Annotated in this window: 26 protein-coding genes; 10 read left to right on the top strand and 16 right to left on the bottom strand. The window is 68.5% G+C overall.

Annotated elements, in window-relative coordinates:
* Positions 1-23: 23 nt before the first annotated feature.
* The 4 genes from IEY88_RS30085 to IEY88_RS30070 are packed head-to-tail and all read left to right on the top strand — an operon-like array spanning position 24 to position 4,475.
* On the top strand, positions 24-1,184 hold the full coding sequence (locus tag IEY88_RS30085) for a cytochrome ubiquinol oxidase subunit I (RefSeq protein WP_189158254.1): 1,161 nt from the start codon (positions 24-26) through the stop codon (positions 1,182-1,184).
* Positions 1,184-1,858 carry a cytochrome d ubiquinol oxidase subunit II gene (locus IEY88_RS30080; protein ID WP_189158253.1) on the top strand — a complete coding sequence of 225 codons (675 nt, stop codon included), beginning with the start codon at positions 1,184-1,186 and terminating at the stop codon, positions 1,856-1,858. Before IEY88_RS30085 ends, IEY88_RS30080 begins: the two co-directional genes overlap by 1 nt.
* Positions 1,828-3,177, top strand: a complete 1,350-nt coding sequence (locus IEY88_RS30075; protein WP_189158252.1) for an ABC transporter ATP-binding protein/permease — start codon at positions 1,828-1,830, stop codon at positions 3,175-3,177. The genes IEY88_RS30080 and IEY88_RS30075 overlap by 31 nt, the downstream gene beginning before the upstream one ends.
* Positions 3,174-4,475, top strand: a complete 1,302-nt coding sequence (locus IEY88_RS30070; RefSeq protein ID WP_189158251.1) for an amino acid ABC transporter ATP-binding/permease protein — start codon at positions 3,174-3,176, stop codon at positions 4,473-4,475. The genes IEY88_RS30075 and IEY88_RS30070 overlap by 4 nt, the downstream gene beginning before the upstream one ends.
* Here the strand turns inward: IEY88_RS30070 and IEY88_RS30065 are convergent.
* Positions 4,407-5,318 carry a glucosyl-3-phosphoglycerate synthase gene (locus tag IEY88_RS30065; protein WP_189158250.1) on the bottom strand — a complete coding sequence of 304 codons (912 nt, stop codon included), beginning with the start codon at positions 5,316-5,318 and terminating at the stop codon, positions 4,407-4,409. The genes IEY88_RS30070 and IEY88_RS30065 overlap by 69 nt on opposite strands.
* Positions 5,318-5,656, bottom strand: coding sequence for a hypothetical protein (locus IEY88_RS30060; RefSeq protein WP_189158249.1), 339 nt, complete (start codon positions 5,654-5,656; stop codon positions 5,318-5,320). Before IEY88_RS30060 ends, IEY88_RS30065 begins: the two co-directional genes overlap by 1 nt.
* Positions 5,657-5,785: 129 nt before the next feature.
* Here IEY88_RS30060 and IEY88_RS30055 point away from each other — a divergent pair, with 129 nt between their 5' ends.
* The gene (locus IEY88_RS30055) at positions 5,786-7,282 is read left to right on the top strand and encodes a CocE/NonD family hydrolase (protein ID WP_189158248.1); all 1,497 of its coding nucleotides are present in this window, start codon (positions 5,786-5,788) and stop codon (positions 7,280-7,282) included.
* A gap of 10 nt (positions 7,283-7,292) precedes the next feature.
* Entirely contained in the window at positions 7,293-8,345 is a 1,053-nt protein-coding gene (locus IEY88_RS30050) for a winged helix DNA-binding domain-containing protein (protein WP_189158247.1), read from the top strand.
* Here IEY88_RS30050 and IEY88_RS30045 read toward each other — a convergent pair.
* From IEY88_RS30045 to dapE, 3 genes are all read right to left on the bottom strand, one after another.
* Positions 8,316-8,849 (bottom strand): LOG family protein, encoded by a 534-nt coding sequence (locus IEY88_RS30045; RefSeq protein ID WP_229693899.1) that lies wholly within the window; start codon positions 8,847-8,849, stop codon positions 8,316-8,318. The two genes, IEY88_RS30050 and IEY88_RS30045, sit on opposite strands and share 30 nt — an antisense overlap.
* Positions 8,850-9,338: 489 nt before the next feature.
* Entirely contained in the window at positions 9,339-10,121 is a 783-nt protein-coding gene (locus IEY88_RS30040; protein ID WP_189158245.1) for an LOG family protein, read from the bottom strand.
* Between the two features lie 17 nt (positions 10,122-10,138).
* Positions 10,139-11,206 (bottom strand): succinyl-diaminopimelate desuccinylase, encoded by a 1,068-nt coding sequence (gene dapE, locus IEY88_RS30035; RefSeq protein WP_189158244.1) that lies wholly within the window; start codon positions 11,204-11,206, stop codon positions 10,139-10,141.
* 59 nt (positions 11,207-11,265) lie between these two features.
* Between dapE and IEY88_RS30030 the strand changes: the two genes are divergently transcribed.
* From IEY88_RS30030 to IEY88_RS30020, 3 genes are all read left to right on the top strand, one after another.
* Entirely contained in the window at positions 11,266-11,679 is a 414-nt protein-coding gene (locus IEY88_RS30030) for a hypothetical protein (RefSeq protein WP_189158243.1), read from the top strand.
* An 81-nt stretch (positions 11,680-11,760) separates the two neighbouring features.
* Positions 11,761-12,717: a 2,3,4,5-tetrahydropyridine-2,6-dicarboxylate N-succinyltransferase gene (dapD, locus tag IEY88_RS30025; protein WP_189158242.1), complete on the top strand. Its 957-nt coding sequence runs from the start codon at positions 11,761-11,763 to the stop codon at positions 12,715-12,717.
* Positions 12,718-12,787: 70 nt separating this feature from the next.
* Positions 12,788-13,693, top strand: coding sequence for a hypothetical protein (locus tag IEY88_RS30020; protein WP_189158241.1), 906 nt, complete (start codon positions 12,788-12,790; stop codon positions 13,691-13,693).
* Here the strand turns inward: IEY88_RS30020 and dapC are convergent.
* Together dapC and fdxA are read right to left on the bottom strand one after the other, a co-directional pair.
* Complete coding sequence (dapC, locus tag IEY88_RS30015) at positions 13,683-14,774, bottom strand: succinyldiaminopimelate transaminase (protein ID WP_229693918.1); 1,092 nt, start codon at positions 14,772-14,774, stop codon at positions 13,683-13,685. The genes IEY88_RS30020 and dapC overlap by 11 nt on opposite strands.
* A 2-nt stretch (positions 14,775-14,776) precedes the next feature.
* The gene (gene fdxA, locus IEY88_RS30010; RefSeq protein WP_030480843.1) at positions 14,777-15,103 is read right to left on the bottom strand and encodes a ferredoxin; all 327 of its coding nucleotides are present in this window, start codon (positions 15,101-15,103) and stop codon (positions 14,777-14,779) included.
* A 153-nt stretch (positions 15,104-15,256) separates the two neighbouring features.
* Here fdxA and IEY88_RS30005 point away from each other — a divergent pair, with 153 nt between their 5' ends.
* Positions 15,257-15,979 carry a GNAT family N-acetyltransferase gene (locus IEY88_RS30005; protein ID WP_229693896.1) on the top strand — a complete coding sequence of 241 codons (723 nt, stop codon included), beginning with the start codon at positions 15,257-15,259 and terminating at the stop codon, positions 15,977-15,979.
* On the opposite strand, the gene IEY88_RS30000 is transcribed toward IEY88_RS30005, so the two are convergent.
* The 9 genes from IEY88_RS30000 to IEY88_RS29960 all read right to left on the bottom strand — a co-directional run bounded on the left by IEY88_RS30000 (position 15,955) and on the right by IEY88_RS29960 (position 26,198).
* Positions 15,955-16,389: a hypothetical protein gene (locus IEY88_RS30000; protein ID WP_229693895.1), complete on the bottom strand. Its 435-nt coding sequence runs from the start codon at positions 16,387-16,389 to the stop codon at positions 15,955-15,957. The two genes, IEY88_RS30005 and IEY88_RS30000, sit on opposite strands and share 25 nt — an antisense overlap.
* Positions 16,379-17,218 carry an N-acetyl-1-D-myo-inositol-2-amino-2-deoxy-alpha-D-glucopyranoside deacetylase gene (gene mshB / locus IEY88_RS29995; RefSeq protein ID WP_189158237.1) on the bottom strand — a complete coding sequence of 280 codons (840 nt, stop codon included), beginning with the start codon at positions 17,216-17,218 and terminating at the stop codon, positions 16,379-16,381. The genes IEY88_RS30000 and mshB overlap by 11 nt, the downstream gene beginning before the upstream one ends.
* 77 nt (positions 17,219-17,295) lie before the next feature.
* On the bottom strand, positions 17,296-18,288 hold the full coding sequence (locus IEY88_RS29990) for an ABC transporter ATP-binding protein (RefSeq protein ID WP_189158236.1): 993 nt from the start codon (positions 18,286-18,288) through the stop codon (positions 17,296-17,298).
* Positions 18,285-19,445 carry an ABC transporter ATP-binding protein gene (locus IEY88_RS29985; protein ID WP_189158235.1) on the bottom strand — a complete coding sequence of 387 codons (1,161 nt, stop codon included), beginning with the start codon at positions 19,443-19,445 and terminating at the stop codon, positions 18,285-18,287. Before IEY88_RS29985 ends, IEY88_RS29990 begins: the two co-directional genes overlap by 4 nt.
* Positions 19,445-20,362: an ABC transporter permease gene (locus tag IEY88_RS29980; RefSeq protein ID WP_189158326.1), complete on the bottom strand. Its 918-nt coding sequence runs from the start codon at positions 20,360-20,362 to the stop codon at positions 19,445-19,447. The genes IEY88_RS29985 and IEY88_RS29980 overlap by 1 nt, the downstream gene beginning before the upstream one ends.
* A 7-nt stretch (positions 20,363-20,369) precedes the next feature.
* Positions 20,370-21,368 carry an ABC transporter permease gene (locus IEY88_RS29975; protein ID WP_189158234.1) on the bottom strand — a complete coding sequence of 333 codons (999 nt, stop codon included), beginning with the start codon at positions 21,366-21,368 and terminating at the stop codon, positions 20,370-20,372.
* A gap of 93 nt (positions 21,369-21,461) precedes the next feature.
* Positions 21,462-23,243, bottom strand: coding sequence for an ABC transporter family substrate-binding protein (locus tag IEY88_RS29970; RefSeq protein WP_189158233.1), 1,782 nt, complete (start codon positions 23,241-23,243; stop codon positions 21,462-21,464).
* A gap of 301 nt (positions 23,244-23,544) precedes the next feature.
* Positions 23,545-25,206 carry an ABC transporter family substrate-binding protein gene (locus tag IEY88_RS29965; RefSeq protein ID WP_189158232.1) on the bottom strand — a complete coding sequence of 554 codons (1,662 nt, stop codon included), beginning with the start codon at positions 25,204-25,206 and terminating at the stop codon, positions 23,545-23,547.
* Positions 25,207-25,883: 677 nt separating this feature from the next.
* Positions 25,884-26,198, bottom strand: a complete 315-nt coding sequence (locus tag IEY88_RS29960) for a hypothetical protein (protein WP_189158231.1) — start codon at positions 26,196-26,198, stop codon at positions 25,884-25,886.
* Between the last annotated feature and the right edge of the window lie 46 nt (positions 26,199-26,244).

The raw sequence follows: 26,244 nt of genomic DNA, 5'->3' as shown, positions 1-26,244 counted from the left end.
CCGCTACACATACCTTCAGCGCCATGAGCGCAGTAGACCTCGCCCGCCTCCAGTTCGCGACGACCACGTCGTTCCACTTCCTGTTCGTGCTGCTCACGCTGGGCCTGGTCACGCTGCTGGTGGTCATGCAGACGAGGTTCACGATCACCGGACTGCCCGTGCACGAGCGGATGACCCGGTTCTGGGGCCGGATCTACGTGATCAACTACGCGCTGGGAATCGTCACCGGCATCGTGATGGAGTTCCAGTTCGGGCTGAACTGGTCGGGCCTCTCGACCTACGCCGGCGACGTGTTCGGCGCGCCGCTCGCGCTGGAGACGCTGATCGCGTTCTTCCTGGAGTCGACGTTCCTCGGCCTGTGGATCTTCGGCTGGGGCAAGCTGAACCGCTGGCTGCACCTCGCGTTGCTCTACCTGACGGCGCTGACCGCGTTCGCGTCGGCGTTCTGGATCATGGCGGCGAACGGGTTCCTGCAGCACCCCGTCGGCTACCGGGTCGACGGGAACGTGTTGCGACTGGACGACTTCGGCGCGTTGCTGACCAACCCGACGTTCACCTCGGCGCTGACGCACGTGGTCTTCGCGTCGATCACGGTCGGCGGCGTGTTCCTGACCGGCGTCTCGGCGTACCACTTCATCAAGCGGACACCCGAGGCCGACTTCTTCCGCCGGTCTCTGCGGATGGGCGTGGTGACGACGGCCCTGGCCACGCCGGCGTTGATCGGCGCCGGGTTCGCACAGTTCCCGGTGATCGCGCGGTACCAGCCGGGCAAGAGCGAGGCGGCGCAGTGGATCGGCGCACCGCTCGGGTTCATGATCATTATCGGCATGGTGCTGACGGCGGTCAGCTGGCTCACGCTGCCGTTGCTCTTTAAGGACGCGGTGATCCGGATGCGCTTTCCGTTGTACCTCATGGTGATCGGCATACCGCTGCCGTTCGTCGCCGCGATCTTCGGGTGGATGTTCCGGGAGATCGGGCGTCAGCCGTGGCTGATCTACGGCCTGTTGCGGACCGAGGACGCGGTGTCGCATGTGGACGCTTCACAGATCCTGTTGTCGCTCGTCGTGTTCACGTTCCTGTTCGTGGTGCTGACCTGTGTGGACTGGGCGTTGATCGCACGTGCGGTCCGTCGTGGACCGGACGTGGCGCCGGCTCCCGTTTCGCCGATGGTGGTGACGCTCTGATGGAAGCTCTTTGGTTGACCGTGCTCGGTGTTCTCACCGTCGGGTACTTCGCGCTGGCCGGCTTCGACTACGGCTCGGGCCTGCTACTGGCCCTGCCGAGACGAGACGTCTCGTCTCGCAGAATTCCCTTCACCTTGCCTCATGCCCACACGCGAGACGAGACGTCTCGTCTCGTGAACCCGTTCTTCCTGGGCAACGAGGTGTGGCTGGTCGCCGCCATCGGGGTGCTGTTCGCGGCGTTCCCGCGACTCGAAGGCGAGCTGCTCTCCGGCGCGCACAGCACGTTCACGCTGCTCCTGGCCGGGCTGGTGCTGTTCATGGCGGCCGTGCAGCTGCGGCTCTGGTGGTGGCTGGTGTTCATGGGCGCGTTGATGGTGTCCGTGGGCTGGGGGCTGTTCCTGGCGCATCTGCTCGAAGCACCGTGGCCCGTCGCGTTCGTCATGCCGGTGCTGTTCGCGGTGCACGGCTGGGTGTTCCAGAACCGGTGCTGGAAACTGTTCCCGGTCACCGCGGCACTGTGCGCGCTGCCGATCCCGCTGGCGTTCAGCTCGATCGACGTCACCGGCCTGATGGCCCACTCCGACACCCTCAGCCTGCTCGCGTGGGTCGCGATCCCGATCATCCCGCTGGTGGTGGTGCTGCAATGGTCGATCGTCGCCATCTCCTCGCGCTGATCCCGATCCCGTTCCTGGTGCTGGCGCAGGCCGAGCTCCTGGCGTCGGTGCTGAGCGGCGGTACGGGTTTCCTCCTGCTGGGCCTGGTGATCGGCGCCAGGGTGCTGGTGTGGTGGCTGCACCGCGCGTGGGCGCACCGGGCCGCTGAACGCACTCGCACACGGCTGCGGGAGGCGTTCCTGCGCGAGCCCGGCACCAAGGCCGGCGAGGTCGCCACGCTGGTCACGCGGGGCGTGCACGACGTGACGCCGTACGTCGTCGGGTATCTGCCGCAGCAGGTCCTCGCCGTGGCCGTGCCTCTCGCGGTGGTGATCAGGCTGGCGTTCGCCGACCTCACCGCGGCCCTGACGATCCTCGCGACGCTGCCGTTGATCCCGATCTTCGGCGCGCTGGTCGGCGCCCACACCCGTGAACGCACGGCCCGTCAGTGGGACGCGCTGGCCACGCTCGGCGGCCACTTCCTCGACGTGGTCAAGGGAATCGGCACGCTGCGGGCGTTCGGACGGGCCGAGGCGCAGTCGGCGACCGTCCGCGAGCTGGCCGCGCGGCACAGGACCGAGACGATGTCGGCGCTGCGGATCGCGTTCCTGTCCGCGTTCGTGCTGGAGCTGGTCGCGACGATGTCGGTCGCGCTCGTCGCCGTGCCGGTGGGCCTCAGGCTGTTCGACGGCGGAGTGCCGCTGCACACCGCACTTCTCGTGCTCTTCCTCGCCCCGGAAGCCTTTCTGCCACTCCGCGCCGCCGGAGCGCAGTACCACGCAAGCGCTCAGGGCCGTGAGGTGCTCGCGAAAGTCCCTGCGCACAAGGACACAACAGGCCAGGCACCACCGGACCTCGCCCACGCCGAGATCGTGTTCGACCGCGTGAGCGTGCGCAGCCTCAACGACTTCTCGCTGCGCATCCAGCCCGGTGACCGGATTGCGCTGATCGGTCCGAGCGGCGCGGGCAAGAGCACGATCCTGGGGCTGTTGCTGGGTTTTGTGCGGCCCGACCACGGCCGCATCACCGTCGGTGGCGTCGACCTGAACGACATCGACCAGCGGCAATGGCTGGCCGCGCTGTCGTGGGTGGCGCAACGCCCCACGCTCGTCCCGGCGAACCTCTCGTCCGGCGAGCAGCAGCGGGTCGCGCTGGCCAACGCCCTGGACCGGCGTCAGGCAGGGCTCTTCCTGCTGGACGAACCGACCGCACACCTCGACGCGGAGACGGAGTCCCTTGTGCTGGAAGCAACACGTGAGTTCACCCGAGGACGCACGGCCGTGATCGTGGCGCACCGTCCGGCACTGCTCGGCGAGGTCGACAGGGTGGTCCGGGTATGAGACTCGCGATCCTCATCGGCACCCTCGCCGAACTGGCCGGCATCGGCCTCACCGCCACCGCCACGTGGTTGGTCATGCGCGCCGCCGAGCACCCGCCGATGCAGGCGCTGACCGTGGCGATCGTCGCGGTCCGCACCCTCGCGCTCGCCAAGGGCGCCCTGCGCTACCTCGAACGCCTGACCAGCCACAGAGCGGTGCTCAGCGAGGCCGTCGAACTGCGCGGCAAGGTCTACGACGACCTCGTGCACCGCAGGCACGTCCCGTCCGGCACGGCCCTGACCCGCATCGTCACGAACGTCGACCAGCACCTCGACACCCGGCTCCGCGCCACCCTCCCGTGGATCACCGCGGCCCTGGTCGGCGCCGTCGTCACAGCGGCATCGGGCTTCTCGCTGCCGCTGGTCGCGGGCCTGCTGATCAACCTCGTCCTGCTCCCGTGGCTCGCGATCCGCAACCCGCGCGACCTCACCCCGTTGCGCGCCAGGCTGACCGAACAAACCACGGAACTGGTCCACAGCAAAGAAGAACTCATCGCCTACGGTCTGTTCGACGAGAAACTCCGCACCGCCACGAGAACCGCGAGGGAGCTGTCCCGCGCCGAACGCACGCATGACCTGACCCCGCTGGCGATCGCCGTCCAGTTCGGCACGGCTCTGCTCCTGCTCGCCCAGCACGAACCCGCCTGGCTGATCATGGCCGCCGTCGCCACGTTCGAGATCACCATCCCGCTCGCCGCCCTCACCAGGCCCCTGCCGGAACCCACCGACGAACCCGAGCCCGCGCACACCCCGCAAGCCCCGAGCCTCAACGGCAAGACGGCGATCGTCGGTCCGAGCGGCGCGGGCAAGACCACGTTGCTCAACGCCCTCGCCCGCGAACTCGAACCCAGCAAGGGCGCGCTGGCCGACGCACACGTCTTCCACACCACGGTCCGCACGAACGTCCTGCTGGCGAAACCCGATGCCACACAAGAAGAACTCGACCGTGCCGCCGAGATCGCCGAACTGGACCTCGACTGGGACCAGGTCGTCGGCGAACGCGGCGAGGAGATCTCCGGCGGCCAGCGGCAACGCCTGATCCTCACCAGGTCGGTGCTGGCGAACCCGGAGGTCCTGCTCCTGGACGAACCCACCGAAGGCCTGGACCCGGAGCAGGCCGACCGCGTGCTCGCCAGGGTCCTCGACCACTGCCAGGGCACCGCCCTGGTCGTGACGCACCGCGAAGAGCAGCTAGCCCTGTTCGACCACGTGCATCATCGGCGGCCGGTCGGCCACGAGCACGTCGGTCGAGTCGGGTAGCCACTCGCCGCCGACCTGCACGAACTGCGTCAACGGCCCCGACTCCGCAGCGACCCCGCACCGGGCCAGCGCCGTCCCCATGATCTGCGACGACATCGCCCCGAGCTGCAGCAACGACCGGTTCCGGTGCTTGCGCACACCGAGATTCACCTGTGCCAGCGCGGAAAGCCCGTGCATTCGGTGCACGTCCAGCAACAACCCGATCTCCACGCCGTACCCGGCCGCGAAGGGCACTGACTCCAAAAAGGACCTAGTGGCCGCGTACTCGCCACCCAGTGGCTGCACCACACCGGAAAGCTCGGGCCGCAACGTGTTCAGCAACGGCCGCGCCACCAGTTCGGTCACCCGTCCACCGCCGGAGCTCTCCAGCCGCAACGGCCGCCGGTAGAACCCCTTCACCAGGTGCACACCGCCGTCCAGCAGCAACGGCCCCAGCAACGCCGTGACGAACGCGGTCTCCGGGTCCACCAGGTCGGAGTCGAGGAAGACGATCAGGTCCCCGGAGGTCGCGGCCAGCGACCGCCACAGCACCTCTCCCTTGCCGGGCAACGGCGGAAGCCACGGCACGACGTCCTCGCGCAGCACCACCCGCGCACCGGCGGCGGCGGCCTCCTCGGCCGTGCGGTCGGTGGAACCGGAGTCCATCACCACCAGCTCGTCCACGAGCGTGCCGAGCAACGGCCGGACCACGGAGACCACGGCCCCGACGGTCTCCTCCTCGTTCAACGCGGGCAGCACCACGGACACCGTCCGGCCGCGCTTCGACGCGACCAGTTCCTCGACGGTCCAGGACGGCTGCTGCCAGGTGTGCGAGGCGAACCAGGCTTCGACGGAGGGCAGCATCAGGCGAGCGCCCGCATCGCCCTGGCCGGCGGACGGGTCCCCGTCACGCTCGCCACCATCTCCACGACCTTCCTCGCCTGCCGTACGTCAGTCGCACGAACGGCGCGTGCTCCGGACATCGCAGCGACTGTGGCAGCCGCCAGCGTGAAGTCCTCGTCGCCGTCGGGGATCGTCACCACCTCCAACGCCTCGGACAGCGACGGCAATTCCAGCTCGCCGTCGAACTCGACGACGTCGGCACCGGCCTCCATCGCCCGCGCCAGGGCGTCCGCGCTGGTCAGATGCGCAACGACCAGCACGCGGTCTTTCGGCAGCTCAGTGACGCGGAATCGGTTCACGCCACCCAGCGTAGACACCTGCCAGTACGGTGACCTGGCTCACAGCCTCTTGCTACCCACGAGTAGCAACCTGCTTTACTCCCCAGTAGCAACCCTGTGTGATCTACGTCATGGTCAAGGAGGACCAGAGTGCGACGGTCACTTGTTCTAGTCCTGGTACTCCTCTCCACCCTGCTCGGTGCTCCGGTCGCCGCCACGGCGGCCCCGGGACACCAGATCTCGTACCGGTCCATCCCCGGTGTCGGCGGCACGGTCCTGAAGGCCTTCGTCGTCGAGCCGACTGGACAGGGCGGCGGCCCGTTCCCGCTGCTCGTCATGCCGTCCAGCTGGTCGGTTCCCAACATCGAGTACGTCGGCGCGGCGGCCAAGCTCGCCAAGGAGTCCGGGTACGTCGTGGTCAGCTACACGAGCCGCGGCTTCTGGGACTCGGGCGGCCAGATCGACGTGGCCGGGCCCGACACCGTCGGTGACGTCAGCAAAGTCATCGACTGGGCCATCGCGAACGCGCACGCCGACGGCACCAAGGTCGGCGCGGCCGGGATCTCCTACGGCGCCGGGCAGTCCCTGCTGGCGGCGGCGAGCGACCGGCGCATCAAGGCCGCGGCGGCGCTGAGCACGTGGACCGACCTGGCCCGCTCGCTCTACCCGAACAGCACCGTGAACAAGCAGGCCGTCGAGGTCCTGCTCGCGGCGGGCAAGGCCACCGGACGTCCCGGCCCGGTCCTCGTCGAGGCCGAGGACGCCTACCGCGACGGCAGGTTCTGGGAGGTCGTGCCGATCTCCGCGGAGCGCTCGGCAGCATCCAAGATCGCCCAGATCAACGCCAACGGCACCGCGATCATGCTCGGCAACGCCTGGAACGACGGCATCTTCGCGCCGGGCCAGATCGCGGACTTCTACGGCAGGCTCACGGGCCCGAAGCGGCTCATGCTCTCGCCGGGTGACCACGCCACCGCCGAGCTGTTCGGCGCGGCGGGGCTGCCCAACGAGATCTGGGAGTCGGTCGGCCGCTGGTTCGACCGCTACGTCAAGGGCACGGCCAACGGCATCGACGCCGAGCAGCCGGTGCGGCTCAAACCCAACAACGGCGGCGCGTGGCGGACGTTCGGCGCGTGGCCCGACGCCAACGCGGACACCGTGCGGCTCGACCCGAGGAAGATCCACGCGGGCTGGGGCACGGTCGCGGACAGCGGCACGCTCCTGCTCTCCGGTGCGCTGCAAGGGTTCCTGAACATCCCGACCGGGGTGTCCCTGCCGTTCGTCGACCGCAACGTCGCGGGCGTGTGGAGCGGCCCGCAGTACCCGCGCGGCGCGACGCTGGCCGGCACGCCGAAGCTCCAGCTGCAGGTCACGCCGAGCGCGGAGACGACGACGTTGTTCGCGTACCTGTACGAGGTCGGCCCGCTCGGCCTGGGCGCGCTGATCACGCACAAGCCGGTCAAGGTGACCGGCGCGGGCCGCACGCAGACGCTCGACGTGGAACTCGAACCGACCGCGTGGAACGTCGGCGCGGGCAACCGGATCGCACTGGTGATCGACACGGTCGACCCGCGATACCTCACGGAATCGACTCGCGGCTCAACCGTCACCTTCGGACCGTCGAGCCTCACGGTTCCGAAGGCGTAAGAATGTGCGGGTGGACCTCACCCGGCAGCAGGTGCTCCTCCACCGGATCCACCAGCACGAACTGGACCGGCGGATCAGCGACGCGGCCGAGCTGGCGGTGTTCTCCCTGGGCGTCCAGGACAACACCTCCGGCTCGGCCCTGCTGAGTCTCGCCGCCCGCCTGGCGGAACCGAAGGTGGACGACTTCGTCGTGACCTGGTCCGTACGCGGTGCCCCGCACCTGCACCGCGCGGGCGAGCTGAAAGCGTTCTCCCGCGCGCTGTGGCCGTGGAGCGACGCCGACGCCCGAGCCCGAGCGGCCCGCCCGAAGGTCGACGATCTGCTGGACGCGCTGCGCCACATCGCCACCGCCATGCGGTCCATCGTCACGAAGCCGATGACCAAGGGCGAGGTGAGCAAGGCGCTGACCCCGTTGGCACCGAAGCAGACGATCGAACCGTGCCGGGGCTGCGAGACCGAACACGTGAGCGACCCGATCTTCCGCCTCGGCGCACTGCCGGCGGGCCTCCGGATCATCCCGGAGGAGAAGACCGTGACGTTCGAACGCATCCACGGCTGGCCGGGCGTCCCGCGCAAGACAGCGGGCTTCGACGAACTGGTGCACCGCTACCTGACCCTGCACGGCCCGGCCGGACCGTCCGAAGTGGCCAGTTACTTCGGCAGCAGCACCCGGGAGGTCAAGAAGCGCTGGCCGAAGGACGGCCTGACCGAGGTGACCGTGGACGGCCAGAAGGCCTGGCTGCCGGAGGACCTGGAGATCGCCGACGCCGAACCCCCTGCCGTCCGCCTGCTCCCCCCGACCGACCCGTATCTACAAGCCCGCGACCGGGACCTCCTCCTGCCCGACAAGGCAGCGCAGAAGGACATCTTCCGCATCCTCGGCCGACGCGGCGCGATCCTGGTCGACGGCGAGATCGCGGGCTCCTGGCAGGGCAGGGTGGTGTCCGGCAAGCGGTTCGAGGTGACGGCGACGCCGTACCGCCCACTACCGGACCTCCTGCCGGAGACCCAACTCCTCGCTCAGGCCAAGGGACTAGACGACGCAAGCGTCAAGAGCAACTGACACGTCGTCCGTGACGATCAGCGACTTCAACGCGGCGTGCGAGACAAATCCCTTGTCCCGCAACTCGGTCAGCCACTCGACAAGCCCCTTGTAGTGGTTGTCGACGTCCAGCAACACCACAGGCTTGCCGTGCATGCCGAGCACACCGGCGGTCCACACCTCGAAGAACTCCTCGGCGGTACCGATCCCACCGGGCAACGTCAGGAACGCGTCCGCCTTGTCGTCCATCATCTTCTTGCGCTCGCGCATCGTCTCGACGACGTGCAGCTCGGTCGAGTCGCGGTCGGCGATCTCCCTGGTGGCGAGCCCCTTCGGGATGACACCGTAGGTGTGCGCCCCACCGGCCCGCGCCTCACGCGCGACCGCACCCATCATCGACGTCTGCCCGCCACCCCAGACGAGGTGCCAGCCGCGCGCGGCGATCTGGCGCCCCACCTCGGCGGCGAGGTCGACGTAGCTCTGGGGGACGGTGGCGAGGCTTCCGCAGTAAACAGCGATGTACACGGTCTGAGCTTTCCACTTCTTGTGATCAATCGGTACGGAGTCGCCAACGCAAGCCAACCTCGGACGAGGCCCGGCGCGCGCAATCACCCGCACTCGCCAACGCAAGCCGACCTCGGGCGAGGCCCGGCGCGCGGTGCCAACCGGATAGCCAGCGATGCAAGCCGTCCATCTACGAGTCCTGGCGTGGCGATGCGAAGCGAGCCGTCTGAACCTGCTCATCCATGGGTACCGGTAGGCACCTCACATGGCGATTGGGGCTTTACCTTGAGGGGGCGGGATGCCACCCTCACGGGCACGGCCGGGCGCTTCTCAGCCCGGCCTTTCCGGCCGTCTACGCATCCCGCCAGAGGCTCAAGGTCAAGCCCCAATCGCGGCCCCTTGATCCGTCATGACCCGCGCGAGCACCCTCGCAAGGCAACCGTGCCCCAGGGACGCGACCAACCCCGCTGGAACGCGACAACCCGCACGCAACAGCACCCGCGCACTCAGTTAATGCGCGTCCGCCCAAGCCTTGTGCGCATCCTTGACCACCCGAACCGCATCATCGATGTCATCCGTCAGATGCAACAAAGCAAGATCCTTCTCCCCGACCTTCCCCCCAGCCAGCACCGAACTCTGGATCCAGTCGTAAAGCCCCTGCCAGTACTCGGTCCCGAACAACACCACCGGAAACTTCGTGACCTTCTTCGTCTGCACCAACGTCAACGCCTCGAACAGCTCGTCAAGCGTCCCGAACCCACCCGGCAGACAGATGAAGGCCTGCGAGTACTTGATGAACATCGTCTTGCGCACGAAGAAGTAGCGGAAGTTCACCCCGAGATCGACCCACGGATTCAACCCCTGCTCGAACGGCAACTCGATGCCGAGCCCGATGGAGAACCCACCGGCCTCCGAACACCCGCGGTTGACCGCCTCCATCGCACCGGGCCCACCACCGGTGATCGCCGCGAACCCGGCCTCGGCCAGCGCCGCGCCCAAATCCCGCCCGAGCTGGTATTCCGGGTGGTCACGGCCGGTGCGCGCCGATCCGAAGACCGTCACCGCGGCCGGTACCTCGGCCAGTGCGCCGAAGCCCTCGACGAACTCGGCCTGGATGCGCAGCACCCGCCAAGGGTCGGTGTGCACCCAGTCGGAGGGGCCGCGGGAGTCCAGCAGCCGCTGGTCGGTGGTGGTCGTGCGGTCGTCCTTGCGATCACGCCGCTCCACGACGGGGCCGCGCTGCTTCTCACTGGGGCGCTCGTCGACGGCGCCGTTCTTCTTCTCTTCCGTCATCACTGAGATTCTAGTGATCAGCTCAACAGAAATCGCTTAAGCACGGCGAAACACTCGGTGATCTGCTGGACGGGCACGTTCTCCTCCTGGGTGTGCGCCAGCGTCGGATCACCCGGCCCGAAATTGACCGCGGGCATCCCCAAAGCAGCGAACCGCGCCACGTCGGTCCACCCCAGCTTGGCCACGGGGGTGCCGCCGGCGGCCCGCACCAGCTCTTCAGCGGCCGGAGCGTTCAGGCCGGGCAACGCGCCGGCCGCGAAGTCCGTGACGGTGACGTCGAAGCCCTCGAAGACCTCGCGCAGGTGCTGTTCGGCCTGCTCCACGGTGCGGTCCGGCGCGAACCGGTGGTTGACGGTCAGCACGGCCGCGTCCGGCACGACGTTGCCCGCGACGCCGCCGCTGATCTTCACGGCCTGCAGGCCCTCGTGGTAGTGGCAGCCGTCGATCTCGGGCTGGCGCGGGACGTACGCCTCCAGCCTGCGCAGCGCCTCGCCCAGGCCGTGGATCGCGTTCTCGCCCATCCACGCCCTGGCGGTGTGCGCGCGCTTGCCCGACGTGCGGATCTCGATGCGCATCGTGCCCTGGCAGCCGGCCTCGACCGTGCCGTTGGACGGCTCGCAGACGATCGCGAGGTCACCGCGCAGCCACTCCTCCAGTTCTCGCTGGATGCGCGTCAACCCGTTGCGCTCGGCCTCGATCTCCTCGCAGTCGTAGAAGACGAACGTGAGGTCGTGGCGCGCGTCCGCACTCAGTGCCGCGATCGCGAGCATGACCGCGTCGCCGCCCTTCATGTCGACGGTGCCGCAGCCGTGCAGGACGTCGCCCTCGCGGCGGCTCGGGAAGTTCTGGTTGATCGGCACGGTGTCGAGGTGGCCGGCGAGCACGACCCGGCGCTCCCTGCCGAGGTTCGTCCGCGCCAGCACGGCGTTCCCTGATCGGGTGATCTCCAGGTGGGGGGCGTGGAGCTGGAGCGACCGTTCCACGAGGTCCGCGATCTCCGCCTCCTCCCCCGACACGCTGCGGACATCCACCAGCGAAGTCGTCAGGTCGATCGGGTCGGCGTGGAGATCAAGGGTGTCGGACACCGGCTCACCCTACTCAGGCGGCTTGGGCGCTGGGCCGTTCAGCCGATACCGTGCGCTGCGTGATCAAGCGCACACTCCTGGTCATCTTCCTGCTGCTCATGGCCACCGGCTGCGGTGAGGCTCCCGCCGCCTGCGGCCGGCAGTGCGGCGAGATCCGGACGTTGTTCACGGCACCCTGCGGCTCGCAGCACAGCTTCACCCCCGCCGACTGCGCCGCGTGGGTCGAGGAGGTCGGCACCATGACCCGGCTGCTCGACGGATCGTTGCGGGGCAAGGAGGTCCAGCAGGACGTCAGCGAGGTCCTGCCCCGGTTGATGACCGCCGTGGGCGACTTCGAGGCGCACCAGTGCGGCGAGGTCCGCGTCGACAACGTCTCGAGCACCGACGCGCGCCAGTCGAAGTGCAACGAGGCTCTCATCGCCACCCGCGGCGACCTGGGCTCGCTGTACTTCAGCGCCGAGGTCCCGGACTGACCCTCGCGGCCTGATCACACTGCCCGCCGCACGTCCCCACCACACGGTCACGGCTCTGCCGTCGGACTAAGCTCGGTACCCGTGAGCACCGCATACGGCATCGGCTTGGCCACTGTGACCCCGGACGGCACCGTCCTCGACACCTGGTACCCGTCCCCCGCCCTCGGTGAGGCGGGCGAGCCGGGCACCGTCCGCGTGTCGTCCGCCGAGATCGCGGAGGCGCTCGGTGAGGCCGCCGCGAAACTGCTCGGCGAGGACCTGGAACGCGGCGTCGAGGTCGTCGGCGTCAAGGTCGTCATCGACCTGGACGCCGCCCCGGAGACCACCTACGACATCTGGCTGCGCCTGCACCTGCTCAGCCACCGCCTGATCCAGCCGCACGGCGCGAACCTCGACGGCATGTTCGGCCTGCTGACGAACGTCGTGTGGACGAACCACGGCCCGTGCGCGGTCGACGGCTTCGAGCAGACCCGCACCCGGCTGCGCCTGCGGGGGCCGGTGACGGTCTACAGCATCGACAAGTTCCCGCGCATGGTCGACTACGTCGTCCCGTCCGGCGTCCGCATCGGTGACGCGGACCGCGTCCGCCTCGGCGCCCACCTCGCGTCCGGCACCACGGTCATGCACGAGGGCTTCGTGAACTTCAACGCCGGCACGCTCGGCAGTTCGATGGTCGAGGGCCGCATCTCCGGCGGCGTCGTGGTCGGCGACGGGTCGGACGTCGGCGGCGGCGCGTCGATCATGGGCACCCTGTCCGGCGGCGGCAAGCAGGTCATCAGCATCGGCGAGCGGTGCCTGCTCGGCGCGAACGCCGGTCTGGGCATCTCGCTCGGTGACGACTGCGTGGTCGAGGCCGGCCTCTACGTCACCGCGGGCACGAAGGTCACGCTTCCGGACGGCGAGGTCGTCAAGGCGGTGTCGTTGAGCGGACAATCGAACCTGCTGTTCATCCGGGACTCCGTGACCGGCGCCGTCCGGGTGCTGGCCCGCAAGGGCACCGGCGTCGAACTGAACGCGGCCTTGCACGCGAACGACTGACACAGGAACTCGGTGTCCGGGCCCGGTCTGCGAAGGCAGACTGGGCCCTTCTCACCGGAAGGAGGTGCACGTGCTGAAACAGCGACTCGAGTTGAACGCTCGCGCTGCCATCGAGCGTGCCCTCCAGGGCGCGCAGTCGGAGGACTCCTTCGTGGAGTTCAAGACGCAGTGGCCCGTCGACCACGGCAAGGCCGCGCGCCAGATCGCCGCGCTGTGCAACGCCGCCCGCGGGTCCGAGGCCATGTGGATCGTCGGGGTCGACGAGAAGGGCCGTTACGTCAAGGGCGCCCCGGCGGAGGAGCTGTCGAGCTGGTGGCCGCGGGTCGAGAGCCACTTCGACGGCGTCGCGCCGGGCCTGACCACCGTCGCGTTCGACTGGGCGAGGAACCGCACGGTCGTCGTTCTCAGCCTGCAGACCGACAACGCGCCGTACGTGTTCGTCACGAAGAAAGAGCCCTACAGCAGGGAAATCCCGTGGCGCTCGGGTGAGCGCACGCGGTCAGCGCGCCGTGGCGAGGTGCTGGAACTGCTGGTGCCCAAGCTCGACATGCCCGGCTGGGAGTTCGTCAGCGCCCGCGCGACGCTGAGCCAGCACTCGCCGACGCTGCGGTTCGAGGGCGATCTCTACCTGGAGACGAACCAGCCGTTGTCGTTGCCGCACCACAGATGCCACTCGTACGCGACGTACGGGCTCGACCTCGCGACGGTCGACCTGCAGTTCAGCTTCCGCACCAACACGCGGGACGTGCGGGCCGTCGAACGCGTCGTGCGCGTCGCGGAACCGGCCGTGCTCCACGTCAGCGCGGACGCCGACGTGGAACTGGACTCGTTCGCCGACCTCTGGGACCTGCACTGGCACCTCGTGCTGGGCCTCGGCCTGAGCGGCGAGGAGATCAGCACGTCGGTCCGGCTCACGACGGATGCCGTGCCACCGAACCAGTTCACGCGCCGGGTGTGGTCGGCCCTCAAGCCTTGAGCCGCTCCACGGCTGCCGCGACGCGTTCGTCCGTCGCCGTGAGGGCGATTCGCACGTGCTTCGCCCCCGCCGGGCCGTAGAACGTGCCGGGAGCGGCGAGGATGCCGCGCTCGGCCAGCCAGGAGATCGTCTCCCAGGCGTCCTCATCGCGTGACGACCACAGGTACAGCCCCGCCTCGGAGTGCGACACGGTGAACCCGGCCGCCTCCAGCGCGGGCTTGAGCACCTCACGCCGGGCCAGGTACCTCGACCGCTGCTCGGCCACGTGCGCGTCGTCCTCCAGGGCGGCGCGCATGGCCTCCTGCACCGGCCGCGGCACGATCATGCCGGCGTGCTTGCGCAGTTCCAGCAGACCCGTGACCAGCTCCGGGTCACCGGCGACGAACCCGGCCCGGTAGCCCGCGAGCGACGACGACTTCGACAGCGAGTGCACCGCGAGCACGCCGTCGAAGGAGTCCACAACGGACGGATGCAGCACCGACACCGGCGAGGAGTCCCACGGCAGGGCCAGGTAGCACTCGTCGGACGCCACGACCGCGCCGACGGCACGGGCGGCGGCGACGGCGTCGCGCAGCTGCCCGGCGGACAGCACGCGCCCGGTCGGGTTCGACGGCGAGTTGAGCCACACCAGCTTCGTGCCGGCGGGCGGTGCTTCCCCGTCGGCGAGGCGGACGACCTCGGCCCCGGCCATCAGCGCGCCCACCTCGTAGGTGGGGTACGCGACGGCCGGCACGGCCACGACGTCGCCCGGCCCGACGCCGAGCAGGGTGGGCAGCCACGCCACGAGCTCCTTGGAGCCGATGGTGGGCAGCACCGCGTCCGCGGACAGCCCGGCGATCCCGTACCGGCGCTCCACCGCGGCGACGAAGGCCGCGCGCAGCTCAGGAGTGCCGTGGGTGGTCGGGTAGCCGGGAACGTCGGCGACCGACGACAGCGCGGACTGGATCACCGGGGGAACCGGGTCGACAGGAGTGCCGACGGACAGGTCGACCACGCCGCCGGGGTGCTTGCGCGCCTGGGCCGCGTGGTCTGCCAGCTGGTCCCACGGGAAGTCCGGCAACGCCGGGCCCCTGTGTCGAATGATCAATGCCCTTCGGCCTGCGGCGCGAGGACCTTCACGAACTCCGGGTCGGCGCTGACCTTGCCGACCTTCGAGGCGCCACCGGGCGAGCCGAGCTCGTTGAAGAAGTCGACGTTCGCCTTGGTGTAGTCCTTCCACTCGTCGGGGACGTCGTCCTCGTAGTAGATGGCTTCCACCGGGCACACCGGTTCGCACGCGCCACAGTCCACACACTCGTCGGGGTGGATGTAGAGCATCCGGTCGCCTTCGTAGATGCAGTCGACAGGGCACTCTTCGATGCACGCCTTGTCGAGCAGATCCACGCACGGCTGGGCGATCACATAAGTCACTGCGCTCTCCAACTTCATCTGGTCACACCGCGCAAGCCGGAGAGTACGCGGCACGTTCGAGTATCACCCGGTCAGGCTTGCCTTAGCTGTGCGATGTGACACGTCCTCACGGCTACTCGGAAAACCTCTCGCCAACGTAGCCAAGATGGACGTGTGCACACCGTGGATCACCTGGAACGTCTCTGCGCGCGAGCATGGCCCGCCCTGGCAGAAGTTCCGCTAGGAGACTGGTTGATGCGCGCCGCCGAGGGCTTCACCGGCCGCGCCAACAGCACGCTGACCTGCGGTGATCCCGGGGTGCCGATCCCAGAGGCGTTGAGGGCCGTTCAAGCGTTCGCGCGCGATCACGGCATCAAACCCACGGCGCATGTGGTCAACGGCTCATCGCCCGAGGCCGCGGTCGAAGCCGCAGGCTGGCGGGTGGATCTGGATCATCCGGGAGGGGCCGAGTCACTGGTGATGACCGGGCCGCTGGAGAAGTTCGCGGAGGGCGTAGCCGAGAGTCGTGATCTTCCCGGATGGTGGGAACTGACGGCCGGATCCGAGGTCACCGCCGCACAACGGCACGTGCTCGGCAGCGGCGGCAACGTCTGCTTCGCGAGCCTCACCGTCGAGGGCACCGTGATCGCCGCCGTGCGCGGCGCCGTGGTCGAGGACGTGCTGCACGTCGCCCGGCTCGCCGTGCGGCCGTCACACCGCCGCCAGGGCCTCGCGAGGCGCCTCATGGGCGAGCTGGCGGGCTGGGGCCTGGAACAGGGTGCCACGACGTGCGCGCTGCAGGTGGCCGAGCACAACGAGCCGGCGATCAGGTTGTACGAGGAGCTCGGGTGCTCCGAGCACCACCGCTACCGCTACTGGATCCCGGCGGTCTCGTAGAGGCCCGGCCGGTTCGCCGCGTTGCGCGCCATCACCGCACCCACGGACACCGCGCCGGGGAACGCGCCCGCGGCGAGCAGCAGCAGTCCGCGCCAGTCCTGCAGCAGCAGGACGGGCGCGCTGCTGTTGGAACCCGGCTCCAGGTAGCCGAACACCATCAGCGTGAAGAACCAGACCAGCAGCGGCAGAGCGGCGGTCAGGACCCGCCGGGACAGCCCGGCGGCCCACATCACCAGCAGCGGCGTCGTGACGCCCGCCACGACGATCGTGATCGGGAACGGCCAGTCGCCCAGCTCCGGCAGCAGCGTGCCGTCGAAGCGCAGCGGCAGGAACATCGTCTCCAGCACGGCGAGCACCGCTGCCTCCACGCACAGAAGCAGCAGGAAGACGACTCGCCAGCTACCTGTCACCACCCAGTCCTCCGAACAGATCTGTGGCCGCACCCTCGGGTGAGCCCTTCGCGAGCACGTAGTACTCGGCACCGACCAGCGGCTGCGCGATGTCGTTCGACAACGCGTACCCGCCGTCCCACACACTGACCTGCGTCGAGTGTGCCCGCAGCGCGCGCCGTTTGGCCGCCAGGTGCTCCGACACGTCGACAACCGTTGTAATCTCTTCATCCGGGGTCACCGGGAGCTCACCCGCCTCGGGGAGCCGGAACGCCTCGGGGACGTTCTCCAGCCCGGCCACACCGGCGGCCGTGGCGTCGCGGGACGTCACGGCGTAGAAGACCCGTTCGACGTCGGAGACCTGGGCGCACGCGGCGACCGTGATCTCGTGCGCGCGGATGTGGTCCGGGTGGCCGTAGCCGCCGAACGCGTCGTAGCTCACGACGACCTGTGGCTTGACCTCGCGCAGGATCTCGACCAGCTGGGCGGTCTGGTCTTCGAGTGCTCCCTGGACGAACGCGCGCGCCTTCGCGTTGGACGGCACGTCGACCATGCCGGAGTCGCGCCAGCGGCCGATGCCGCCGAGGAACCTGTGGTCCGTCACACCGAGTGCGGCGCAGGCTGTCCTCAGCTCGCCCACGCGGTATCCACCCAGCTGGTCGGCGGCGTCGGCGGCGAGGTGCGCCAGCCCGGGCGGGATGATCTCGCCCTCTTCGCCCAGCGTGCAGGTGACGACGGTGACGTGCGCGCCCGCGGAGGCGTAGCGCGCGATGGTGCCGCCGGTCCAGAGACTCTCGTCATCCGGGTGGGCGTGCACGAAGAGCAACCGTGGTGGGGCAGTCAGCGTCACTGGAAAAGAGTAAAGGCCGCCTTCATCGGTTGATAAAGGCGGCCTTTGCTAACGGTCCGACGCGGAGAGCGGTACTGCTACACGACCGCACGTTCCTCGGCGAAGTGGCAGGCGGACAACGTTCCCTCCGGGCCACCGCGCCTTTCGAGCTTCGGTTCTTCGGTCGCGCAGATGTCCTGCGCCTTCCAGCACCGGGTGCGGAAGCGGCACCCCGACGGCGGGTTGACCGGCGACGGCACGTCACCGGTCAGCACGATCCGCTGACGCTGACGTTCCGCCTTCGGGTCCGGCATCGGCACCGCAGACAGCAACGCCTGCGTGTACGGGTGCATCGGCTTGCCGTAGATGGCCTCGCGGTCGCCCATCTCGATGATCTTGCCGAGGTACATGACCGCGACCCGGTCCGAGATGTGCCGCACCACCGAGAGGTCGTGCGCGACGAACAGGTAGGCGAGCCCGAGCCGTTCCTGCAGCTCCTCCAACAGGTTCACGACACCGGCCTGCACCGAGACGTCCAAAGCGGACACCGGTTCGTCCAGCACCAGGAACCGCGGGTTCAGCGCCAGGGCGCGGGCGATGCCGATGCGCTGCCGCTGACCGCCGGAGAACTCGTGCGCGTACCGGCCGCGGTGCTCGGGGTTGAGGCCCACGAGCTCCATCAGCTCGTTCACCCGCCGCTGCACGCCACCTTCGACACCGTGGATCACCAGGGGTTCCGCGATGATGTCGTTGACCTGCCACTTGGGGTTCAACGACGCGTACGGGTCCTGGAAGACGATCTGGATGTCCTTGCGCAACGGCCGCAACTGCTTGTTGCTCATGGTCGTCAGCTCGCGGCCCTCGAACTTGACGGAGCCCGAGGTCGGCTTGTGCAGCTGCAGGATCGCGCGTCCGGTCGTGGACTTGCCACAGCCGGACTCGCCGACGAGGCCGAGCGTCTCGCCGGGGTGCAGCGTGAACGACACCCCGGACACGGCCTGCACCGTGCCGACGTTGCGCGGGATGATTCCCTTGCCCCGCACGGGGAATTCCTTGACGAGGTCGGTGACCTCCAGCAGTGGCGCGGTCACTTCGCCTCCTCATCCGTGAGCAGAGACCCGTGCACGGCGGTCACTTCGAGCGACTCGTCGGGGTTGGCCGCGGCGAACGCGGCCGGGTTCTCCACCGTGCCGATCTCGTCGTGCAGGAACAGCCGCTGCGGCGTCTCGATCGTCGCCAGGTGCTCCCAGCGGTGGCACCGCGTCGTGTGGTTCGCGGCGCCGGCCTCCTCCAGCAGCGGTTCCCACTCGTGGCACACGTCGGCGACGAGCGGGCAGCGCGGCGAGAACGAGCAGCCGGTCGGCAGGTTCACGAGCGACGGAGGCGCGCCCTTGATCGGGGTGAGCCTCTTGCCCAGGGTGGACGGGTTCGGGACCGAGCCCAGCAGTCCGACCGTGTAGGGCATCCGCGGCCGTTCGAAGACGTCGTCGACCGGGCCGGACTCGACCACGGTGCCGCCGTACATCACCTGCACGCGGTTGACCATGCCCGCGACCACGCCGAGGTCGTGCGTGATCATGACGATCGCCGCGTCGGTCTCGGCCTGCAGGCGCAGCATGGTGTCGAGGATCTGCGCCTGCACCGTCACGTCGAGCGCGGTGGTCGGCTCGTCGGCGATGATCACGCTGGGGTCGTTGATGATCGCCATCGCGATGACCACGCGCTGCCGCATGCCGCCGGAGAACTCGTGCGGGTACTGGGCCGCGCGCTTGTCCGGCTGCGGGATGCCGACCAGTTCCAGAGCCTCGACCGCCTTGGCCCACGCCGCCTTCTTGGAGACGTCGTGGTGCGCGCGGTAGGTCTCGGCGAGCTGCCACCCCACGGTGTAGACGGGGTTCAGCGACGTCATCGGGTCCTGGAAGATCATCGCGATGTGCTTGCTGCGGAACGGCTGCATCTGCTTGTAGCTGCGGCCGTTCAGCTCCTCACCGCGATAGCGGATCGAGCCCTCGATGACCGCGTTCTTGGGCAACAGGCCCATGATCGCCATGGAGGACACGGACTTGCCGGAGCCCGACTCGCCGACGATGCCGAGCACGTCGCCGGCGTTGAGGTCGAACGAGACGTTGCGCACGGCGCGGACGTCGCCGTCGTCGGTCGGGAACGTGACGCTCAGGTCCTTGACCGACAGCAGCGGTGCGGTGGTGTTGGAGGGCAAGAAGTCCTCCGACAGTTCGGAAACACTCATCAGGCACGCACCTTCGTCTGCCGCGGGTCGAACGCGTCGCGCAGGCCGTCACCGATGAAGTTGACGGCGAGGGAGAGCGACACGAGCACGATGAACGGACCCCAGAACAGCCACGGCCGGTTCATGAACTGCCCGTAGTTCTCCAGCACGATCACGCCGAGCGAGGTGTCCGGGGGCTGGACTCCCAGTCCCAGGAACGACAACGCGGCCTCGGTCAGCACCGCGGCGGCGATCGCCAGCGTGGCGTTGACCGTGATGCTGCCGATCATGTTCGGCACGAGGTGCTTGAAGATGATGCGAGGTGTCGAGGCGCCACACGCTCGTGCCGCCTCGATGAACTCGCGCTGCGCGAGGGCGAGCGTCTCACCGCGGGTGATGCGGGCGATCGACATCCACGCGAACGCGGCGAGCACCAGCGCGACGACGTACCAGCTGCCGGAGAACCCCTTGACGACGATCGCGGCGACCGCGATCTGCGGAATGATCAGCAGCAGGTCGACGAGCCGCATCAGCGCCGTGTCCACGAAACCGCGCAGATATCCGGCCAGCGCGCCGAAAGTCACGCCGATCGCGGTCGCCAGCGCGGCCACGATCAACGCGATCTGCAACGAGTACCCGGTGCCGCGCATGAGAAGCGCGAGCATGTCCTTGCCGACCTGGGTGGTGCCGAGCGGGTGGGTGCCGCTCATCGGCTGGTAGGACTTGCTGCTCACGTCCTCGTAGTCGAACGTCCAGATGAACGGCCCGATGAACGCGAACAGGATGAGGAAGACGAAGACGCCGAGGCTCACCATCGCGAGCCGGTGGCGCAGGAAGCGCCGCATGACCAACTGGCCCTGCGTGCGGGTCTTGGTGGCGTCGAACTCGTGCGAGTCGGACTGGGGAGCGCTGTTCACCACGCCGCCCTCGGACGCCATGTTGATGTTAGCCAAGGCGAATCCTAGGGTCGAGGATGCCGTACACGACGTCGGCGATCAGGTTGAACAGCACGATCAGGGTCGCGGTGACGGCCAGCCAGCCCATCAGCATCGGCGGGTCGAACTGCCTCACTGAGTTGACCAGCAGCGTGCCCATGCCGGCCCAGCCGAACACGGTCTCGGTGATGATCGCGCCGGACAGCACGGCACCGAAGTTCAGCGAGAACAGCGTGGACACGGGGATGAGCGCGTTGCGGAACGCGTGCCGGAAGATCACGCGGCTCTGCGAGATGCCCTTCGCCCGCGCGGTGCGCACGAAGTCCGAGTGCAGGATCTCCAGCATGGAGGCGCGTTCGAACCGGCTGTAGGCGGCGAAGCTGATCAGCATCAACGCGACCGTCGGCAGCAGGAACGTGCCGGTGTACTTGAAGATCACTTCGCCGAAGCTGCCGGTGAAGCCACCCGGCCGCGGGCCCGCGGTGGTGAGCCAGCGGTCCAGCCCCATCGACTCCAGGACGTTGTTGAACTGGATGCCGTAGTTCTTCACGATGACCGCGACGCAGAAGATCGGCATCGAGAACATGAGGAACGCGGTGCTGGTCGCGAGGTAGTCGAAGATCGAGTACTGGCGCACGGCGGCGAGCACGCCGACCGAGACACCCAGTGTCAGAGCGAGGAGTTCGGCGCCGATGACGAGTCGGCCGGTGGTCCACAGCGCGTCGGTGACGGCCGGGAAGACAGCGGTCTTGGCCTGACCGAGGGCGATGCTCTGGCCCCAGTCACCGGACAGGAAGTTGCCGAGCCAGTCCCAGTAGCGGATGAACACGGGCTTGTCCAAGCCCAGTGCGGCCTCCGCGGCCTTGAGGTCCGCTTCGGTGACGCCGGGCCGGAATCGCATCTCCGCCAAGGGGTTTCCGGCGGTGGCGACGAGGACGTAACAGGCGAAGCTGCCGATCAGCAGGATGGGTATGGAGATCAGCAGGCGCCGGATGATGTAGCGGATCACGGGCGGGCTCCTAGGGACAACCCGGCTCGGGCGGGGCCGGACTCGTGGTCCGGCCCCGCCCGGTCAGGCGTTGCGCACTTCAGCTAAGACGATTTACTTGGTCTGCCACTCGTTGGCGTTCCACAGCGCGCCGTAGTAGCTCTGGAAGTACACGCGGTCGAGCCCCTTGAAGGCCCACATGTTCGGCATCTGGAACAGCGGGAGGGACGCGTAGGCGTTCGAGATCTCCTCGTCGGCCTTCTGGAAGTACTTGAGCGAGTCCGCGATCGACGTCTGCGACACGGCCGACTTGAAGGCCTCGTCCGCAGCCGGGACGGACACGTTCTGCCAGTTCTGGCCACCACCGGTTTCGTAGATCGACTTCTTGTCGCTCTTGGTGGGGCCACCGGACCACGCGAACAGCGCGACGTCGTAGTCGCCCTGGCTCACGCGCTCGTCGAGGAAGTTCGGGTCGGTGTCGTCCTTGACCTCGATCCCGGCCTCCTTGCACTGGCCCTGGACCAGCTCGACGGTCTGCTTGCGCCGCGGGATGTCGGTGTGGCTGATCCGGAAGGAAGCGCGCACGCCGTCCTTCGCGAACACGCCGTCGGCACCCTGCGCCCAGCCGGCGTCGGTCAGGATCTTCTTCGCCGCGGCCGCGTCACCCTTCGCCTTCTCGGCGTAGAGGTCCTTGTAGCCCTCGTCCTTCGGGAAGAAGATCAGGCTGCCGAGCGGCTTCGCGTCGGACTGCACCTCGGTGATGAGCTTGTCGATGATGTCCTGGCGCTTGACGCACATGAAGAACGCCTTGCGGACTTCTTCCTTGGACAGCACCGGGTGCTTCATCTGGATGTCGAAGTGCTCGAACGACAGGCCGGGGCCCGCGCCGAACGTGATGCCCTGAGCGCTGAGGCTCTTCAGCTTCGTCGCGGCGTTCGCGTCGGGCTGGGCCATGGAGTTGACGGCGACCTCGCCGTTCTCCAGCGCCTGTGCCTGCGCGACCGGGTCCGAGACCGCCTTCAGGACGATCTTGGACGGACCACCGGGCTTGCCGGCCCACTTGGGGTTGCGCTCCAGCGTCACCGACTGGTTCGGCTCGAAGCCGGTCAGGACGTAGGGGCCCGCACCCGGCATGAGAGCCGCGGTGAAGCCGTTCCACTTCTCGTTCCAGAAGTCAGCGGCCTTCTGGAGGTCGGCGGCGGGGGTGTCCTTGGTCAGCTTGGTGACGTCGGCGATGCCCGCGTTCTTCTCGAGGATGTGCGCGGGGAGGACGTCGTTGTTGAACAGACCGATGTAGTCCGGGTACGGGTCCGCGAAGTTGCCGACGAACGTCTGGTCGTCCTTGCACTCACCGGTCATCAGGTCGTACCCGGTGGAGCCGGCCGGCTTGAAGTACTTGCTGCCGTCGGCCTTCTTGGACGTGTTGCTCTGGGTGAACCACGCCATGTAGAAGTCGTCGCAGTCCCAGGCCTCGCCGTCGGACCAGGTGACGCCCTTCTTCAGCTTCCACGTCACGACCTGCGGAGACTTCGAGGTGACCTCGACGCTCTCCATCACGTCCTTGTTGACGCTGTACTTGTTGTTGCCGTTCAGGATGTGCGCACCAGGCTGTGTGAGAACCAGCGCGAACGTGTTGTAGGACTGGTTGGCGTCCTCAGTCGCGTTGTTGTACGACGTGAAAGCCTTGTCCGTCGACACCACGATCTGGTCGCTCTGCTTCGTTTCCGGTGCGGTGTAGCCGTCCGCGGACTCGCCGCGTGCGACAGCCATCTCCGCGATGGTGGAGTCGCCACCGTTCGCGTCGCTGCTCCCACCGCCGCCACCACCACAGGCACCCAGCACGAGAGACGCGCTGGCGACCAGCGCGATCGCCGGAAGTGCTTTGGTTCTCCTCATCGACACGTGCCCTCCTAGCACTGGGCGGCCGTGGCCAGGTCGGCATGCACGCCCATAACCGTGATGTGCCATACGCGCCCCGAACCGGCACATCGTGGGCAGCACGGTAAGAACCCGTTGAGGCGGCGGTCACTACCTGGGAGGGCGATCGTGACCCAATGGAAACAGGTTGTAGCTGGCCGCAATGGCCCGATTACCGGGCGGAAGCGTTCGTTGACCGGGCGCGCGGAATTCTGTCAACGACGGCGGCCGAAAGTAGCAACGCCCCAAATGTGCGCGCAACGCAATTTCGACCTCTCGACTACTTGTCGAGGCGCCGCCATTCGGGTGCACCGCTGAGCACGCCCGCGAGGGGTGCCCCGGTGCCGACACCTGAAACCGTGGGAAGCACACCAAGTAGGTCGACCACCTGGAACAACGGCACCGAGACGGCCTGGGCGGCGATGAGGGGCTCGACCCTGGCCAGCACGTCGGACACGAGGACCTTGCCGTTGAGCGCGGCGTCGACGTCCGCCTGGATCGCCGGGTCGCAGAAGCCCGCGATGTTCTGCGGGCTGGGCGTCGCCCCGTCCGGAGCGTCACCGGCGCACCCGTACTCACTCGCGAGCGCCGCCGCCGTGTCCCCCGCGTCGACCCGTGGCACGACGGCGATGTCGACACCTGCCTCCGTGAGCTGCTTGCTGAAAAGATCCTCGGCGCTGGGCGTGACGACCTCGGAGTCGATCCCGCGTTCCGCGAGCTGGGCCCTGATCCGGTTCGCGATGCTCACGTAGGGCTCGGCCTTCTCCGGCGCGGCGATCCTGAGCTTGAGCGCCTTGCCCGCCTTCTGCCACCCGGTGCCGGCCTTCGCGTACCCGGCCTCGGTGAGCAGCCGCTCGCTCGCCGCCGCGTCGAGCGTGTTCCCGTTGATCGTCTTGACGTACCCCGGCCTGCTCGGCGGCACCACGTACGAGTCGGCCCGGAACGAGGCACTGGGCCCGCTCTGCGTGCCGGACGCGATGAGCGCATCGCGGTCGAGCGCCGCCATGATCGCCCTGCGAGTCCTGACGTCCCCGAGCTGCTCGCTGGCGGGCCGCAGCACCACCTGCACGACCTCGTTGCGCGGCACGGGTTTCGTCGTGACCTCGTCGATCGCCTCGAGCAGGTTCACGTCCGCCGCGTCCGCCCGCAGCAACGCCGCCTGGTTGTCGCCTTTGGACAGTGACTCGGCCATCGCGCTGTGCGTGGCCCTGCGGATGACGACCCGGTCGAGCGTCGTCGGCACCTCCCAGTACCGATCACTCCGCTCGAGCACGACCTCACCACGCGGCTCGTCGAGACTGCGCACCTGGAACGGACCCGCGGTGGCCGGGAACCCGGTCGCGAGCACGTTCGACCACGTACCGGGCGCGTCCTTGAGCAGGTGCGCGGGCAACAGGTTCGAGAAGAGGCTGCGCCACCCGGGGAACGGCTTGCCGAAGGCGACTTCGACCGTCTTGCCGCCCTCACGAGCGCTGATGTTGTTGATGAGCCGGTAACCCGCCGGATCCACAACTCCGGGCTCGGCGCGCATACGCTGCCACAGGTAGTAGAAGTCCTCGGCGGCGATCGGAGCGCTGTCCGACCAGCTGGCGTCCTTGCGAATCGTGTAGGTGACCGTGAACGGCTCGGCCTTGGTGACCTTCGCACTGACCATGAGGTTCCGGTCGAGCTGCGGCGCACCGTCGTTGCCCGGCCTGAACGGACTCGGGAGGAGCAGGGAGCTGAGGGCGGTCGTGATGGGACTCTGCGCGGCAAGGGCGTGCGGGTTGTAGCCGCCGGCCACGTCGTCCACACCGACCACGATCTCGGTCACCTTGGGCCCGGTCGCCGTGATGACGGGCGCCTCGGTCTTGGCTACCAGGGGCGGAGGGGGCGCGTTCGTGCACGCCGCCGCTGTGCCGCACAGCAGCGCCGCGGCAAGCACTCCCCCGAGTCGCCTCATGGTCCTCACATTGCCAGAAGGATGGTGGTGGTGTTCGGGCAACCCAGGTTTTGTCACCCTCGCCACTTGGTGGACGTGGTGGGTTGGGGCGGGGTTGCTCGCACGGTGGGTAGTACGGCTCACCTGGTCGGGTGGTTCGTTGGAGTTGGCTGAGTTTCTGGGGGTTGTGCAGGTTCCGTTGGTTGTGTGCCGGTTCCAGCGGGGTGGTCACCTTGCTTGCGCGTGGTCGCCTTGTGCGGGTGGTTGCGCGGGTCAAGACGGGCCGGTGCCGGTCATCGCCGCTGCGCGACGATAGCGATTGGGGCTTGACCTTGAGCCTCTAGCTGGATGCACATATCGGCCTTAAAAGGCCGGGCTCGAAGTGCCCGGCCGATCCCTGCAACGGTCGCATCCAGCTCCTCAAGGTCAAGCCCCAATCGCCGAGCTGGGCACGTCACCACCGCTTGCCCGGTGGTCCTAGGTTCACACGCCTCGGCTTCGCCATTGCCGTTGGCGGAAGAGTGGCTCGGCTTCGCCGTTGCCCTTTGCGTTCGGAGGGACGTCTCGGCTTCGCCGTTGCGTCGAGGGGCGAAGTTGCTCGCCTCTGGCTTCCCCTTGTCGCACGGGCCTCCGGCTTCACCCTGGTCGCACGGGACTGTCAGACCTCGTGGCTAAGTTGGGTCGCGGGGGACTCCAAATCAAGGGGGACGCCTGCGCAAGCGTGCGCACGCCTCCGCTCCGCCTCCGCCTGCCCCACCCGGCCCCGCCCGCCCCGCCCGCCCCGCACGCTTGTCTGCACACGCCTCGTGCACGTTCACCTCGCCCGCGTTCACCTCGCCCGCGTTCACCTCGCCCGCGTTCACCTCGCCCGCGTTCACCTCGCGCACGCTCACCTCGCCCGCGTTCGCCTCCCGCACGCACGCCTCGCCCGCGTTCGCCTCCCGCACGCTTACCTCGCCCACGCACACCCCGCCCACGCACGCCTCCCGCACGCACGCCTCGCCCACGCTCACCCCGCCCACACTCGCCCCACCCACGCCTCACGGCACGGCCTTGCCC

The organism is Lentzea pudingi, assembly GCF_014646255.1.
Taxonomy (GTDB): domain Bacteria; phylum Actinomycetota; class Actinomycetes; order Mycobacteriales; family Pseudonocardiaceae; genus Lentzea; species Lentzea pudingi.
Note: the sequence above shows the minus strand (reverse complement) of the source record. Positions and strands in the feature narration are given on the sequence as shown.